Genomic DNA, 13189 nt, shown 5'->3' with positions numbered 1-13189 from the left:
ATTACGTTCTACGGGCATCATCCTACTGTACGCTGACTTTCAGTCCTCCCCTTACGAGACCTGCGGCGATTTCTTCTGCAGTTTTTGGTTCCCCCACATACACCACAGCGCTTCCTTGATGGTCAATCTGCCAAGCGAGCTCAAATGCTTTAGCGGGGTTCATGCCGGGAATCACCTGACAGAATAATGTGATCACCTGTTGATAGGTGTGACAGTTGCAATTAAAGACAGTAACGCGCGCTTCGAGGCCATCCCCGGTGCTGGTAGTCGTGTCTTCAATCGTTTCAGGTATAACGATCGTCGGGGGGCTTTCCTGCATCACCGTATTTTACATTCTTACTACCTGAGTGCCAAGGTTGGATTGGCGAGTAGTGGTGTGGGACATTAGTAGCCGGCGCGTTCAAGGCACCGATGGTGAAACGTCAGTCGATCCCGCAATCGGGTGCACTCCAAAAGATCATAATGCGCTTGTGAATCAGTGACGGCCTCTAGATTGTGTCTGCTCGCCAATCGGATCGTGTAATGCAAGGCAGCCGACGTCTTCACCAACGCAAAGGCATATTCGTAATCGTATCCCTCGTCGACATTGAGCCGGCCGCGACTGAGCCTCTGCAGCAGCGCGACTGAATACGGCTGATGTACCCGCTGCGTCTCGATGAGACGGAGCCAAGCGGCGGGTCCGGGCATGAGGGTGTTTCCGACGAGCATGCCGTGGGTTAATTCAAATAAGCCTCGTTGAAACCGTCGGTCGTCAATCAAGGCCTGATGAAAGCGAGCCCGCCAGGTGTTGTCCCCGAGGTCGCGATTCACCGCCGCGGTCATGTCATCGTCCAATGGTCCGCTCACTGAATGCCCCTGGACAATCCGCCCGCTCTCCACCAAGTCTTGGTGTCCGTCTCCCATGCGATCCGCATACGCCGTCGTGCCGCTCATCTTGGTAAGTTGCAGGGCCATGTAGTCACGAAAATGAACCGATGTGTAGTCGTTCAAGAGATGCGCGAGCGTCCGTTCATGACACAGGTGAAAGGGATAGTACAGGGCACTAGGTCTATTTTTCGTCGTCATCATCGACACCCAGAATCCGCTATGGTACCTTTCCCGGCCATGCGAAAAGCACTGACAGGTACCAATAAACTCTATCTGCTCTTAGCTCTCATTCCACTGGCCTTGGTGTTTGAATGGATTCATGCGGATCCGCTGCTGATCTTCACGACATCGGCATTGGCCATTATTCCATTGGCCGGCTTAATGGGAGAAGCCACTGAAAAATTGACCCATCACGTCGGCGCCGGAATCGGGGCATTGCTGAACGCGTCGTTTGGGAATGCCGCCGAACTGATTATCGCGATCATGGCCCTGCGGGAGGGGCTGCATGATGTCGTCAAAGCCTCCATCACCGGATCCATTCTGGGCAACATTCTGCTCGTGCTCGGAGCATCCATGGTGGCGGGTGGATTGCGGTACGAACGGCAGCGGTTTAATCGCACGGCAGCAGGCATGGGATCCAGTCTTCTGTTGTTAGCCGCCGTTGGGCTTATCGTGCCGGCCCTCTTCCATCAGACGGCTGCGGACCAGGGAGAGCTCATTGAACGCGAGCTCAGCTTGGAAATCGCGGTGGTGTTGTTCGGCATTTATGTCTTGAGTCTCATATTTTCCCTGAAGACCCACCGGCATCTGTATCTGGGCGAGAATTCGAATACCCTCAAGGATGACGATCGGCCATGGAGCAAGCGCGCCGCCATGATTGTGCTCGCGCTTGCGACGGTCGCGACCGGGGTCATGAGTGAAGTGCTAGTCGGCGCACTCGAGCCGGCCGCTCAAAGCCTCGGGATGACCCGTATTTTTGTCGGCGTTATTCTGGTTGCCCTCGTCGGCAATGCGGCGGAACATTCCACCGCTGTGCTAATGGCCATGAAAAATCAAATGGACCTCGCCTTTGGTATTGCCGTCGGGTCCAGTCTTCAGATTGCGATGTTTGTAGCGCCGGTTCTGGTCTTCGTGAGTTATCTCTTTGGCACACCGCTGGATTTGATGTTTACCCCCTTCGAAGTCGCGGCAGTGACGCTGTCGGTCCTGATCGTCGGGTTCGTCGCGATGGATGGAGAGTCCCACTGGATGGAAGGCGTTATGCTCGTTGGAGTGTATGTAATACTCGCGATCGCGTTCTTCTTTCTGCCGGAATGATGAATGAAACGGTGTAGCAAATTACTCGATGCTCAAAAAGTTGTCAGCAAGGCCGCAGCGAGGATGGCTCTCCGAAGCGTACCCGGTAGTACGTTGAAGGACCCCATCCGACCGAAAACGCTGCTGGCTGGCTTTGTCAGCCACCCAGCTACCACTTATCCATGTCGATGACTTCTGTGGCATCCCACAGATTTTTCCATTCCGCATCGGCCAGGGCGTGTTCGCGGTCGCGGTCAGTCGGTTCGTCGGGAAGGGCGCCGGCCTTCGCGGGCTGTTGCGAATTGGCCGGAGTCTGTTCGTCGGTCTCTTGTGTCGCCACGGGCTTGCGGCGCTTCTTGGAAGGATCCATATTGACGGGCATGGTACACTCCTCGCTACCCAGGACTATTCAAGGACACTACTACAGCGGCTGATCCTCTCGCGCGGAATTCGGCCCCTCCCGCTTCGCAACGGTATCCATGAATAACCCGGGCCAATCAGTCAACTCTTGGACTGTATCGCTCCATTCGCTGCCTCGTCAACCCTCCGTGAGTTGACTGATAGGAAGCTCATTGTTACAGTGGCCGCGGCCCTGCCCGGCATCTGTGAGGTAGCTGTCCGTGTTGAGCGCGAAGACCTATCCCGAAACGTCCATCGGCCTTTTCCCCTTGCTCACGCAGATTCTCATTGCCGCGGCTCTGTTTCATGTATCAAAAAGGGAGGGTCACTGACGACGCTCAATCTCATCGCATGAGGGAGCGATTTTGGCCGATACAGCGCTCCATTACCTGCTTCACTAAACATGACTCAAAAAGGTAGTACTCAATGGGCAATTCGAAACCGTCGCTGACTGCATTTCTCGTCTGTGACATGGTCATCGACGATAAGTCGACGAGCAAAAAAAGTCTTATTGGGACCTTTACCCACATCTGGGCCCAAGGGTTCCCCTGTATACATCACAAAATGGCCGTGTATTTTTGTCTGACGGATGCGGAAGGCGAGTATGACATGATGTTGCGTCTGGTCGATTCAGAGTCGCAGGCCGTTCTAGCCGAAGCCGGTTTGTCACTGACCATTACCGATCGACTTGCCATCAGCGACTTTGGGGTCAATATACCGGTGGTGCAGTTTCCCACACCGGGCCGATATGAATTCCAATTGTATGCGAATAAAGAATTCTTAGGAAGAAAAGACTTTCTCGTCACGAAACTCAACCCACCGCCGGCCGCCGATCAAAACTAAAGCAGGTCGATAGCGACTGAATCAGCAAATCGGCGGCCGGTCGCTGTCAATCTAATCCGTCCGTCTGCTTCTTCCAGCCATCCGTCATTCAGAAGTCGGACCATTTTTCCTGTCCAGTCGGCGTCCATCTCATGTCCGTGAACGAAGTTACTAGGAATGCCCTCAGTCAACCGAAGGCCGAAGACGAGCGCTTCCCGATACTGTTGTTGAGGAGAAAGCCGCTCGTAATCTGCCGTGGGCAGCTGTCCGTCCGCCAGCATATTTTGATAGCCTGTAAGATCCTCGACGTTCCCGAAGCGAGTGCCGGCGACGTATGACTGTGCACTCGGGCCGATCCCGAGATAATCACCGCCCTCCCAGTACAATTTATTGTGGCGGCAGGCATACCCGGGGCGGCAGTAATTCGAAATTTCATAGCGATCGAATCCCGCGGCGATCAATGTGCTGCACGCTGCTTCTTCCATTGTATTTTGGACAAGATCCTCGGGATCGGTATGGTCCCCACGTCGAATGTCGACGATCAGCTGCGTCCCTTCTTCCACAGTTAAGGCATAGCAGGAGAGGTGGCTCGGACTCAGTGCGATGGCCTGATCCAACGTCTCTTGCCAGCTCTCCAGGGTTTGCCCCGGTAACCCAAAAATCAAATCTAAGTTGATGTCGGTGAATCCGGCTTGGCGTGCCATAGTTACTGCACCATAGACGCTGTCGGGAAGGGAGGGACGTCCAATGGCCACTAATTCGTTCTCATCGAGTGATTGCACACCGAAACTAATGCGGTTGAAGCCGGCGTTCGCCAACTGGGTCAATCCTTGGACGGTGACCGTATCGGGATGCGCCTCGACCGTCTTCTCGGCATCGGGTTGAAGCCAGAAGTGTGTCTGAACGCGAGAGAGAATCGTGCAGAGATCTGAAGACTCGAGCGCCGTTGGAGTGCCACCCCCGAAATACACGGTATCGAGCCGGCGACCACCGACCGTCTGTTGCTCGGCATGAAGTTGGATTTCTTGGAACAGCGCAGTCAGATAGTGCTGTGCTCGATCTTCCCGATAGATCTGGAGATAAAAGGCGCAAAAATGACAGCGGCTCCGGCAGAAGGGGACGTGGATGTACAAACCGAGGGACATAGCTTTTACGTGTCTAGTCTTGAACCACAAATAGAGGAATGCTCAAAAAGCTCAGCTATTACATCCGCCCGCCCCAGGCACGCCAAGACGTGCCCTTTCCTAGCGCGGGCGCAGGTGAAAACGAACCAGAGGCGCACTGATATTCCACCCACCAAACCCTGGCCTCGACCGGCTCTCACCATGGATACGCCTGAGGATGGTCGCGAGCCGAGAACGACGCTCGGGAAGGGGGCTCGGTGCACCTGGGGTGGAATGGTAGCTTTTTTCGAGCATCCTCTTACAGCCCCAGCGGCTTGGTTGGTGACAGCACCGCCTGCGGGTTTTTCTCCCAAATCGCCGGATCGGCATCCACGTAGAGTTCCACTTCATTCCCATCCGGATCAGTCACGTAGAGGCTTTGGCTGACGGTGTGGTCGCTCATACCTGTAATCGGCACGCCGGCTCGCTCAAGTTCTTGCTTAGCGGCACGTAACTCATTCAACGAATCGCCGACCTTGATGCCGATATGGTACAGGCCCAACCGCCGTCCCGGAGGGGGGCCCGGGGCAGGTCCCACCTCAATCAACAGCAGTTCGTGATGCGTCCGTCCTGACGTTAGAGCCGCCGCCGCGCCTCCGAAAGCGGTCCCGATTTCCTGAAATCCTAACAAGTCGCGATAAAACGCCAGCGACCGTGCCAAGTCCTTCACATAGAAGACGACATGCCCCAGATACTGTGCCTTCATAATCGCTCCAAAGCTACAGTAGGACGGTTGGATCTTTCGAAAAATCCTTCTCCATGGCGACTTCGATTTCATCCAAAGGCGACACTCCGCGATTTCGAACATGGACGTTCCAGGTGTAATGCCGCCGTAATGAATCAAAGATCACTTTCAAGAGCTCCGGCTTGATCTGTTTTTCCCACTCCTGCAACCAGGCATGATTGTCCGCATCGCCGTCATAGTCCTCAGGAAATGCCGCGTCCAGGCTAAAGCGGAAGGTAAAGGTTTTCTCTTCGTGAAACATGGGCTCCTCCGTACGCGTCCGCATTGCACCAGGCAATCGCGTCTGCCTATAATATCACCTTCAAGACCATCACCACGAGGGAGAATGTCCATGCCTATCTTCGAATATATCTGTGATGCCTGTCAGCATCGCTTCGAAACCATTGTGCAAGGGTCGGCCGTGCCATCCTGCCCGTCTTGCAAGGCCACCACGCTTAACAAGCAATTCTCGGCGTTTGGAGTCGGAGGAACTGCTGATTGGACGAGTTCTAGTTTTACCAGCCCGGGGGCATGTGGGTCGTGCGGGGATCCAAGAGGCCCAGGCTCCTGCTCAATGAATTAGGCTGCTGAAAAAGGCCCCAACTTTGTTCTCGGTTCCAAACAATCCTCAACGTATCTCCGAGAGTACGCCTCCGGTTGTTTCTCGCCTGCGGCCGCGTTGGATGGCCTTTTTGAGCAGTTTTTTGACTGTGAATCTTTATGAGTAAACATACATGACTGATAAGAATCAGCTCTTCGATCAAGCCATTGATCGATTGTCGGCGTCTGATCCAATAATCAAGCTGCTTCATGAGGTGAAGCTTGGCCGCATGAAGCCAACTGATGTGGGCTTGCGGGCTATTACCGAGTCCTGGATTGAAACATATCGGCAAGTATTGCAGAGCGTGAAGGACCTGGATGGTTCCGCTTTGCCTCGCCTCGACCCTCGGCCTCGACTTGAATTCCTCATAGCGGCCGGCGTTCTCTCTACCGATCATCCCGGTGTAGTCAATCTCAATGCCACCTTCACCCAGATGCTAACCGACGCATAAGGGCATGCCTAGGTCTCTTAGCCGCACTCTGTTCCACCTCCTCACTAGCTCTTTCCTTTGCCACGCAATACCACTCGCTCTTCTGTCACTCTTGCTCATCATTCCGACGTTGTCATCGGCCGAAGATCCGGATGTAGTGCGTCCGTTGCTGAGTCAAGATCAACTCCAATCGACTCCATCGGAAGACACTCTACTGCTAGATGATGCGGCAGTGATCGAGCGATTTTTGGAAGCTCTGGATGGGACCCCGCCGAACTGGCAAGCAATCTATGGAGACCATGGCGACGGCCATGATGAACGATTGTTTGAGCTCAATCGCAACCGCGACCGCCTGCGCGAGGGACGAGACGGGCTCACACGCAGACTCACGTTCTTATGGTCGGGTGAGCTATCAAGTTACGATGCTGACCTCGGTGGCTTTCATGTCGCCATGGGGCCGAAGCTGATTCCAACTCGATGGGGTGTGGTGCGATTCAAAGCGGATAGTTTGCCGTCAAATCTTGTGGCCGTTCCACCAGCAACTCTGAATGATTCATTACAAAAACGGATGCGCGAAGGAGGACGAATCGAAATTGAGGTGGCAATCACCGGGCGCCTTCTTCCCGACGAATCAATCATCTACGACTTTGCCCACGACGAGCCGGGACAAGGCATGGTGATGCCTGTCGTGGGGGTTGAGAAGATTGGTTATTTGTTTGTCGAGAGATGAGGCTGATGAGGCTATGGTGGATTTCCGAACTCGCTCTAGTTGAAAACCCTCTCTTTCGATGCTAACCTTTCGGCTACGTCCAGAGGAGTTCGATCGGCAGGCGAGTTGTGCTTGATCCAAATGTGTGTGATTCAGGAGCCACATCACCTAGCCTGGTTCTCTCATATTAAAGAATCAATGGAACAAGCTCAAAATAAAGTAAGCGATACATCGGTACTTGTCACTCTAACGGGCGTGGGCTTATTAGCAATTCCATTGCTACTGATGTTGTTCGGTGGACTAAGCTCTCCTGTGCCGGTGCTTGTGTGCTTGCCTGTTGGACTTGGCTTACTAATGTGGGGAAGCGCGAAAGAACCAACTGCCAGATTGGGCATTTGTATTTTCGTTGCCGGACTAGTGGTCACCTTTGCTGGGATGGGAACAAGCATAACCCTGCTCGTTGTGATTGGTGGTATAGCAACCGCCGTAGGCGCATTTTGTTGGGGATTCTTGAAAGAGTGAACCTAGGCAAGAGAAGAGAGTTGTTGTGCTTGTTGGTACCGATCATAAATTTCAGCGGCCTATGGATGGGGCGGAGATCGCTGAAGTCGAGAGCTTCCGTAACGCCATTCGGGATCTATGCGTACGGCATAAATGCATGCCGTCGCTGAAGAAATGAATCCACAGGCTTTGCTGCAATACAAAATTAGAGAATCAGTTCCTTATCAACTATGTGTTGAGTTAAAGTTACTCCACCAATATTCAGATCCTTCTCTTCAAGAGAGAAAGGTTCTAGGGATCCGGAGCGACTATGATATCGAACTGCAAGGTTGGCATGAAAGCTGGCCCCGAAAGAAAATCGATGCAACTATCCGTAGGTATGGCAGTATTGCATCTGACCGGATTCGAGAAAAAGAGTGGTTGCGTAGAATACAAGACCTTGACGCATGGCCTCTTCTATTCATCTGCGGGTCTGATCATTTTGTTCCATTTGCAACCCTTCTGCGAGATGCTGGTGTGACTGTAATTGAGGCGCACCAAGACTGGGAATCCCAAAAATAGAAATAAAGTCTAATCTGCGCATTAACGATGCTCAAAAAGACCATCCAACGCGGCCGCAGGTGAGCCAAAGCCGGAGGCGTACCGTTCTGGGGTACGTTGAGGATTTTGGCAAACCGAGAACAAAGTTGGGGGGATTTTTCAGCATCGTACTATCGGTCATCCTTCGCGCAGCGAAACCCCGCCCCACTTGGTCGAGCTTGTAGCGTGCCGAAATCCCGATCACTGGTGCGGAGGCTTTTTGCCGGTTTGAGCCAGGAGCCTCCGCGCATCGCTTTGACGGCGCCGCGTTCGGAACTGGGTGGATCGACGAGGGAGGCCTTTGAGTAATAGTCGGGGTCGTACCAGTCATTCACCCATTCGGAGGCGTTGCCTGCCATGTCGTGGAGGCCGTATGGACTGAGGCCTCCCGGAAAACTTCCGACGGGCAGTGTGAGGACTTCGCCCTTTATCCCGCGTTCCTTTGAAATTCTGGCGCCATCGCCTTTGATCCAGAAGGCTTCCCACTCGGTGCCACTTTTGAATTCAATCGTGCGGCCAGCCCAATAACTGGCACTGTTGGCTAGTTCATGATTCCAGTCATTACCCCACGGATACCGTCGACCATCGGTGCCGCGCGCTGCCTTTTCCCATTCCGCTTCCGTCGGAAGCCGTTTGCCTGCCCATCGGCAATACTGCACGGCATCGTCCCACCCGATGTTGATGACCGGGTGATCCGCAATCCCGGCGATCGGCACTCCGTGTTCCCATAGGGTCGCGGCAGGAACGTTATTTTCAGGAATGCGATGTCCTGTCTCGCGGACGAAGCGCTCGTAGGCCCCGTTGGTAACTTCGAAACGATCGATCCAGAATGCGCTGAGGAAGACTTTTCGTTGCGGATGTTCATCGTCAAAGCTATCGGTGTCGGCCGGACTGCCCATGAAAAATTCACCCTGCGGGATGAGCACCATATCCTCTGTGTGCCCGGCTGGGACGGAAGACGCCCATTGCACCGCCGTCATGAATAGCAGCACCAGGGTGACACGTTGAACAAGATGTTGAAAGGAATCAGGCATGATACGAGAGGGATAATGCTACGGTTTGTTGAGCCCACAGGCACGGGCCACGGCATCGCGATAGCGTAGCCAGATATGCAATGACGTATTCAGACAAGCTAACACCTGCTGTTGCTGTGTCGCTGTGATGGCGTAGTTGAGGACCATCGTATGAGCGTCCTGACGGTGACCCGCTTCGACCATCTGATGCGCGCGGACCAAGTCCATGCAATCGGGGGAGACGCCATGATGCTGAACGAGCGGATGTCTTTTGACGATGTCTTCAATCTCTACTTTGGTCTTGGGCTTGGATGGGTTCGAGATTTCTTGGCGATCATTGACGCTGCCTTCGACGAAGATGGTCAGCGCAGCGGCGCCGATGACCCAATCGCGGCTGACTGACACGCGATGAAGCCATGCGCGGTAGGTTCGACTGGCGGGAAGCAGGGTGATGCGGTCAAATCCCTTCAGCCGATAACCCATGCCTTCCATCATCGTCAGGAAGAGATCGGGATGCGAATGCCCAAGCGACAGTCCGCCAGTGTCTTCTTCGTAGATATTTTCAGCCAGCATGCGGCGTACCTCAGGGGGAGGATTCTGGCCATGAATGCGGGCGAGGAAGACAGGAAAGTCGCGGACGTAGACGGCAAATTCCTGCTGGAAATGGATCTTGAGCTGAGCCTTCGTGAGCGTGTTACTGCTGAAATGTGGCCAGGCCCAATGATGCTTGCGGTCCATGATCTTGAGCACCGCTTCTTGAAACTGGCGCTTCGAACGCTTGATCGTGACCATTGCTTTCCTTCCCAGCTCCTCGCTAGAATCGCCATGATCAACCGTCAATCGTAACCGATCAGGCTTTTTGAGAATCGACTTTGCTGATGGCTCTGATGGCCGGTGTGATGCTATGGATTCCATTACGATTCAACAGTCCGACGATATTCTGAATCTGCTCGCCGAGATCTCCCTCCAGGGCAAGGGATTTACTACGGATTGCCTCTTGGACTATGTCCTCGACGAAGGCTTTACCGAGCCGATCTACCTGAACGCGTCCGGTCACGATCCTGATGCATTCTACAAGGGGCAACCAAATGCCTGGGCGATCTATCAGGTGCGCGAGTGGAAGCGCGTGTTGACGGTATCCGGCGGCCCTGGTAAGGAACGGCGTGTTCAGATCACTGAGACGCCTTAATAAGTGCTCAGTGCTGAGTCCTGAGTCAGGAATCCAAATTCACTTCCGCATTCTACTCCGCAGTCAAGACTGAGCACTTCACCGAGCCAGTCTAGAGTCCAACTTCTTAAAAATCAATCGTACGAGCGCTCAGCCGTGTTCTATTCAGCACGCACAGCTCAGTACTTCCCCGCTGTCTTCTCAAATGGCCGGGTTGACTCACCGTCGTGAGCCCTGTTAGAGAGATGGGAGGCGGTGATTGAGTGAGACGTATGGGACTGCTTGTCGGGGTCTTGCTCCTCGGTGGCATTGGCGCGGGCGTGCTGGTGCTTCGTTCATGGCCGATGATCAACATCGTCGAAACGGGGCGTACCCCTGAATATCCGGACATCCAGCCGCGGATATATCACAAACCTGCGGCCGAGGTATTCGATGCCGCGCTGCATGTGGTCAATCGCCTGCCCCGGTGGTCGTTGATCGGATATGATGAGAAGCAGGGAGACATTCAGGCAGAATCGCGAACCGTCTTATGGCGCTTTGTGGACGATGTTCACGTTCGCGTTCGGAGCCGTGAACGAGCGACGGTGGTGGACGTTCGCTCCGCCTCGCGAGTCGGCCGAGGAGACTTCGGGCAAAATGCGAGGCGGATCCGCGGATTTTTGGAAGAGCTGGACCGGCAGCTCGCCAGTGTGCCCGGACACTAATCGTCCGATCGGGGTCGAACCGTCATGATGAAATTACTGGAACCGCAGGATCAAGGTGAGCTAGCGTTTATCAAGAGCCTGCTCGATGCGAATCAAATTCAGTATTTCGTTCAGAACGAACATGTCGGAAGTTTGTACCCGGGCCTGCCGTTTGTTGGCTGTGCCGTGATGGTCCATGATGCTGATGCGCGCCGTGCGGAGCGATTGATTCAGATATTGCTCAAGAATCGGTCTGACCGCTCTGATGAGGAATGGGGACAGGTGCGGCCACTGCGTGAGGCAGACTAACGAGAGCTAAGAGCCGATCTCTTTGTATGGGTCGGACCCATGGAATTTCGGAGGCGTTGCGGGGGCCTTCTTGCTGGGATCGGAATAGTACCAGCCGCCGAGCAGGATGTTTTCTTCGAAATACAGATACCGGTGCCTAACATCCGAGCTGCTTTCCCAGTCTTCGTAAATCCATTCCTCTCGGCGGTTACCGTCCTTGGTGTATGTGACATTGATTGAATAGGGCCCACCCCAAGCCTGCATGACCTGTTGTCGCGTCATGCCGACGACGACACGCTTCTGTGCAATGTGCTTTTCGAACGTCGGATCCAGGAGAGCAGGCAGATACCGCCAGGCGACCATGGCGATCAGCAGCAGTGCGAAGAGGGCATAGATGGTCAGCCGAACCGGACGCCGGCAGAGCCAGGGTTTCGATTCTTTTTCTGACGTTCGGGGAGAGGCTGCTGTCGACGCGGCCAGCTGAGTGGCGGCCAACTCCCCGGGTAGCGAGGAATCCGTTGATGCTTGTGTCGCCATAATCGCTGTGAGTCTAACAATGGGTCTCTGAGGGAGTCAAGCGCAGAAGAGGCTTTCTATGGTGGTTGAGGTGGAACCGAATCCCAATTGCGAGCAATCGGTGTATGCTCGATTTAAGGAAGCCGGGCCGGTGCGCCGCGCGGTACAGGTAAAAAGTTTTGAACGGAAATCCGAGGGCGAATGGTGCTGGGTGACCGGCTGGACCGATGATCCTGCATACCCATGCTGCCCGGCTCAAGCCCAGAGGGTCGAGGATTCAGGCGCAGGGTTGGCCTATATGATTTTTGGCGGTATCTACGGTATCCGTTTGAAGCCGGCGTCACTCTCTGAAGATTGGGACCTCGACAGTCCCAATCAGTGGGGCGAGCCGTATCTGTTGCTGGCGGATCCTAAAGACATCCGCTATGAAGAATCTTGATCTCGGGGACGCTCAAAAAAGTCTGTAACAAGGCCGCAGGTGAGGCAAAACCGGAAGCGTACCCTCTGAGGTACGTTGAGGCTTTTGGCGAACCGAGAACGCAGTTAGAGGCTTTTTCAGCGTCCCCCGCCAGGAGCTATTCGGCGTACTGAGGCACCGGTACCTTCTTCGTCTTCGGCGGCGGCGGCGGTCGTAAGGCAAACTCGCGGGAAAAGGGATTCATGATCGGTTCATGCGTCAACCGCTGGCGTTCGCGGACGAGTTGCACGCTTTGGGCGCTCACTTCCATGCGATCGACCGGAGTCTGCAGCGTTAAAAATTCCGGCAACCCTTGCAATGAGAAGATCTGAAAGGCGAGGGTCCAATCCAATGAATCTTTGTTCGGCTGGCGCACGATTGCCCTCGCGTCGGGTGACGGCGATCCTTTGAAGAGCAGAACCCAGATGTTTGACCGAAATGCCGGCGAGGTGGCGGCTTGCTCGGGATGGAATTCCGGGACGATCGCAGGAATTTTGTCGATTGGGACCGATGGCGTGAACTCTATATCGACCAAACTGACATGGAGCGTAGGATTATCGCTGGTATCGTTGGGATCGATGACATAGCTGAAGGAGTACCGGACGCTGATCCCATCCCGTGTATACGTATAGACGTCCTCGCCATTTTGCGGTGCGATCAGCTTTTTGTAATAGTTTTCCCAGTCATTGAAGGCATAGTAGTTGAAGACGCGTAGTGCTGATTTGCGGTCGCGAACCGACTTCGGAGGGCCAAGTTTGGCACGCAGTTCATCTTGCGTAAGGCCTAAGTATCCATCTTCAAAGTACGGCCCTGCCAAGGCGGATCGGGAGATGGTGACGAACACAAAGAATACACACAGGATGGTGCTCAGAACAAGGAGAAGAGAGACGCGAGGTGCCAATGGTCGCTCCTGATAATCATCCATCGTATCGGCGGCTCTGTACCTTGTCAAGAATCCCGGGAGTTCCCTCTC

21 protein-coding genes are annotated in these 13189 nt (G+C 54.3%); 11 read left to right on the top strand and 10 right to left on the bottom strand.

Annotation, left to right across the window (positions count from 1 at the left end):
* Window positions 1-22: 22 nt before the first annotated feature.
* Window positions 23-319 (bottom strand): ATP-dependent Clp protease adaptor ClpS, encoded by a 297-nt coding sequence (locus ACWHYZ_RS18455; protein ID WP_447984136.1) that lies wholly within the window; start codon window positions 317-319, stop codon window positions 23-25.
* Window positions 320-384: 65 nt separating this feature from the next.
* A complete protein-coding gene (locus ACWHYZ_RS18450; RefSeq protein ID WP_447984135.1) occupies window positions 385-1068 on the bottom strand; it encodes a hypothetical protein in 684 nt (227 codons plus the stop codon).
* Window positions 1069-1086: 18 nt separating this feature from the next.
* Between ACWHYZ_RS18450 and cax the strand changes: the two genes are divergently transcribed.
* Window positions 1087-2184 carry a calcium/proton exchanger gene (gene cax / locus ACWHYZ_RS18445; protein ID WP_447984134.1) on the top strand — a complete coding sequence of 366 codons (1098 nt, stop codon included), beginning with the start codon at window positions 1087-1089 and terminating at the stop codon, window positions 2182-2184.
* A gap of 148 nt (window positions 2185-2332) precedes the next feature.
* Here the strand turns inward: cax and ACWHYZ_RS18440 are convergent, their stop codons facing one another.
* Window positions 2333-2545: a hypothetical protein gene (locus ACWHYZ_RS18440; protein ID WP_447984133.1), complete on the bottom strand. Its 213-nt coding sequence runs from the start codon at window positions 2543-2545 to the stop codon at window positions 2333-2335.
* Window positions 2546-2988: 443 nt separating this feature from the next.
* On the opposite strand from ACWHYZ_RS18440, the gene ACWHYZ_RS18435 reads away from it, so the two are divergent.
* Window positions 2989-3405, top strand: a complete 417-nt coding sequence (locus ACWHYZ_RS18435) for a DUF6941 family protein (RefSeq protein WP_447984132.1) — start codon at window positions 2989-2991, stop codon at window positions 3403-3405.
* On the opposite strand, the gene hemW is transcribed toward ACWHYZ_RS18435, so the two are convergent.
* From hemW to ACWHYZ_RS18420, 3 genes are all read right to left on the bottom strand, one after another.
* Window positions 3402-4529: a radical SAM family heme chaperone HemW gene (gene hemW / locus ACWHYZ_RS18430; RefSeq protein ID WP_447984131.1), complete on the bottom strand. Its 1128-nt coding sequence runs from the start codon at window positions 4527-4529 to the stop codon at window positions 3402-3404. The two genes, ACWHYZ_RS18435 and hemW, sit on opposite strands and share 4 nt — an antisense overlap.
* Before the next feature lie 277 nt (window positions 4530-4806).
* The gene (locus ACWHYZ_RS18425) at window positions 4807-5253 is read right to left on the bottom strand and encodes a VOC family protein (RefSeq protein WP_447984130.1); all 447 of its coding nucleotides are present in this window, start codon (window positions 5251-5253) and stop codon (window positions 4807-4809) included.
* Between the two features lie 13 nt (window positions 5254-5266).
* The gene (locus tag ACWHYZ_RS18420; protein WP_447987643.1) at window positions 5267-5533 is read right to left on the bottom strand and encodes a hypothetical protein; all 267 of its coding nucleotides are present in this window, start codon (window positions 5531-5533) and stop codon (window positions 5267-5269) included.
* Between ACWHYZ_RS18420 and ACWHYZ_RS18415 the strand changes: the two genes are divergently transcribed.
* The 5 genes from ACWHYZ_RS18415 to ACWHYZ_RS18395 all read left to right on the top strand — a co-directional run bounded on the left by ACWHYZ_RS18415 (window position 5447) and on the right by ACWHYZ_RS18395 (window position 8073).
* Window positions 5447-5854, top strand: coding sequence for an FmdB family zinc ribbon protein (locus tag ACWHYZ_RS18415; protein WP_447984129.1), 408 nt, complete (start codon window positions 5447-5449; stop codon window positions 5852-5854). The genes ACWHYZ_RS18420 and ACWHYZ_RS18415 overlap by 87 nt on opposite strands.
* A 151-nt stretch (window positions 5855-6005) precedes the next feature.
* Window positions 6006-6323 carry a hypothetical protein gene (locus ACWHYZ_RS18410; protein WP_447984128.1) on the top strand — a complete coding sequence of 106 codons (318 nt, stop codon included), beginning with the start codon at window positions 6006-6008 and terminating at the stop codon, window positions 6321-6323.
* A gap of 211 nt (window positions 6324-6534) precedes the next feature.
* The gene (locus ACWHYZ_RS18405) at window positions 6535-7032 is read left to right on the top strand and encodes a hypothetical protein (protein ID WP_447984127.1); all 498 of its coding nucleotides are present in this window, start codon (window positions 6535-6537) and stop codon (window positions 7030-7032) included.
* Window positions 7033-7209: 177 nt separating this feature from the next.
* The gene (locus ACWHYZ_RS18400; RefSeq protein ID WP_447984126.1) at window positions 7210-7533 is read left to right on the top strand and encodes a hypothetical protein; all 324 of its coding nucleotides are present in this window, start codon (window positions 7210-7212) and stop codon (window positions 7531-7533) included.
* A 132-nt stretch (window positions 7534-7665) separates the two neighbouring features.
* On the top strand, window positions 7666-8073 hold the full coding sequence (locus ACWHYZ_RS18395) for a hypothetical protein (protein WP_447984125.1): 408 nt from the start codon (window positions 7666-7668) through the stop codon (window positions 8071-8073).
* 149 nt (window positions 8074-8222) lie between these two features.
* Here ACWHYZ_RS18395 and ACWHYZ_RS18390 read toward each other — a convergent pair whose 3' ends face one another.
* Together ACWHYZ_RS18390 and ACWHYZ_RS18385 are read right to left on the bottom strand one after the other, a co-directional pair.
* Complete coding sequence (locus tag ACWHYZ_RS18390) at window positions 8223-9125, bottom strand: formylglycine-generating enzyme family protein (RefSeq protein WP_447984124.1); 903 nt, start codon at window positions 9123-9125, stop codon at window positions 8223-8225.
* A gap of 18 nt (window positions 9126-9143) precedes the next feature.
* Entirely contained in the window at window positions 9144-9896 is a 753-nt protein-coding gene (locus ACWHYZ_RS18385) for a TenA family transcriptional regulator (RefSeq protein WP_447984123.1), read from the bottom strand.
* Between the two features lie 112 nt (window positions 9897-10008).
* On the opposite strand from ACWHYZ_RS18385, the gene ACWHYZ_RS18380 reads away from it, so the two are divergent.
* From ACWHYZ_RS18380 to ACWHYZ_RS18370, 3 genes are all read left to right on the top strand, one after another.
* Window positions 10009-10293, top strand: a complete 285-nt coding sequence (locus tag ACWHYZ_RS18380) for a hypothetical protein (protein ID WP_447984122.1) — start codon at window positions 10009-10011, stop codon at window positions 10291-10293.
* 251 nt (window positions 10294-10544) lie between these two features.
* On the top strand, window positions 10545-10976 hold the full coding sequence (locus ACWHYZ_RS18375) for a DUF1499 domain-containing protein (protein WP_447984121.1): 432 nt from the start codon (window positions 10545-10547) through the stop codon (window positions 10974-10976).
* 24 nt (window positions 10977-11000) lie between these two features.
* Window positions 11001-11264, top strand: coding sequence for a putative signal transducing protein (locus ACWHYZ_RS18370; protein WP_447984120.1), 264 nt, complete (start codon window positions 11001-11003; stop codon window positions 11262-11264).
* Window positions 11265-11270: 6 nt separating this feature from the next.
* On the opposite strand, the gene ACWHYZ_RS18365 is transcribed toward ACWHYZ_RS18370, so the two are convergent.
* Window positions 11271-11780 carry a hypothetical protein gene (locus ACWHYZ_RS18365; protein WP_447984119.1) on the bottom strand — a complete coding sequence of 170 codons (510 nt, stop codon included), beginning with the start codon at window positions 11778-11780 and terminating at the stop codon, window positions 11271-11273.
* A gap of 58 nt (window positions 11781-11838) precedes the next feature.
* On the opposite strand from ACWHYZ_RS18365, the gene ACWHYZ_RS18360 reads away from it, so the two are divergent.
* Window positions 11839-12198, top strand: coding sequence for a hypothetical protein (locus ACWHYZ_RS18360; RefSeq protein ID WP_447984118.1), 360 nt, complete (start codon window positions 11839-11841; stop codon window positions 12196-12198).
* A 136-nt stretch (window positions 12199-12334) separates the two neighbouring features.
* Here the strand turns inward: ACWHYZ_RS18360 and ACWHYZ_RS18355 are convergent, their stop codons facing one another.
* Complete coding sequence (locus ACWHYZ_RS18355; RefSeq protein ID WP_447984117.1) at window positions 12335-13117, bottom strand: hypothetical protein; 783 nt, start codon at window positions 13115-13117, stop codon at window positions 12335-12337.
* Window positions 13118-13189: the final 72 nt, after the last annotated feature.

Source organism: Nitrospira sp. Nam74, assembly GCF_965152615.1.
Note: the sequence above shows the minus strand (reverse complement) of the source record. Positions and strands in the feature narration are given on the sequence as shown.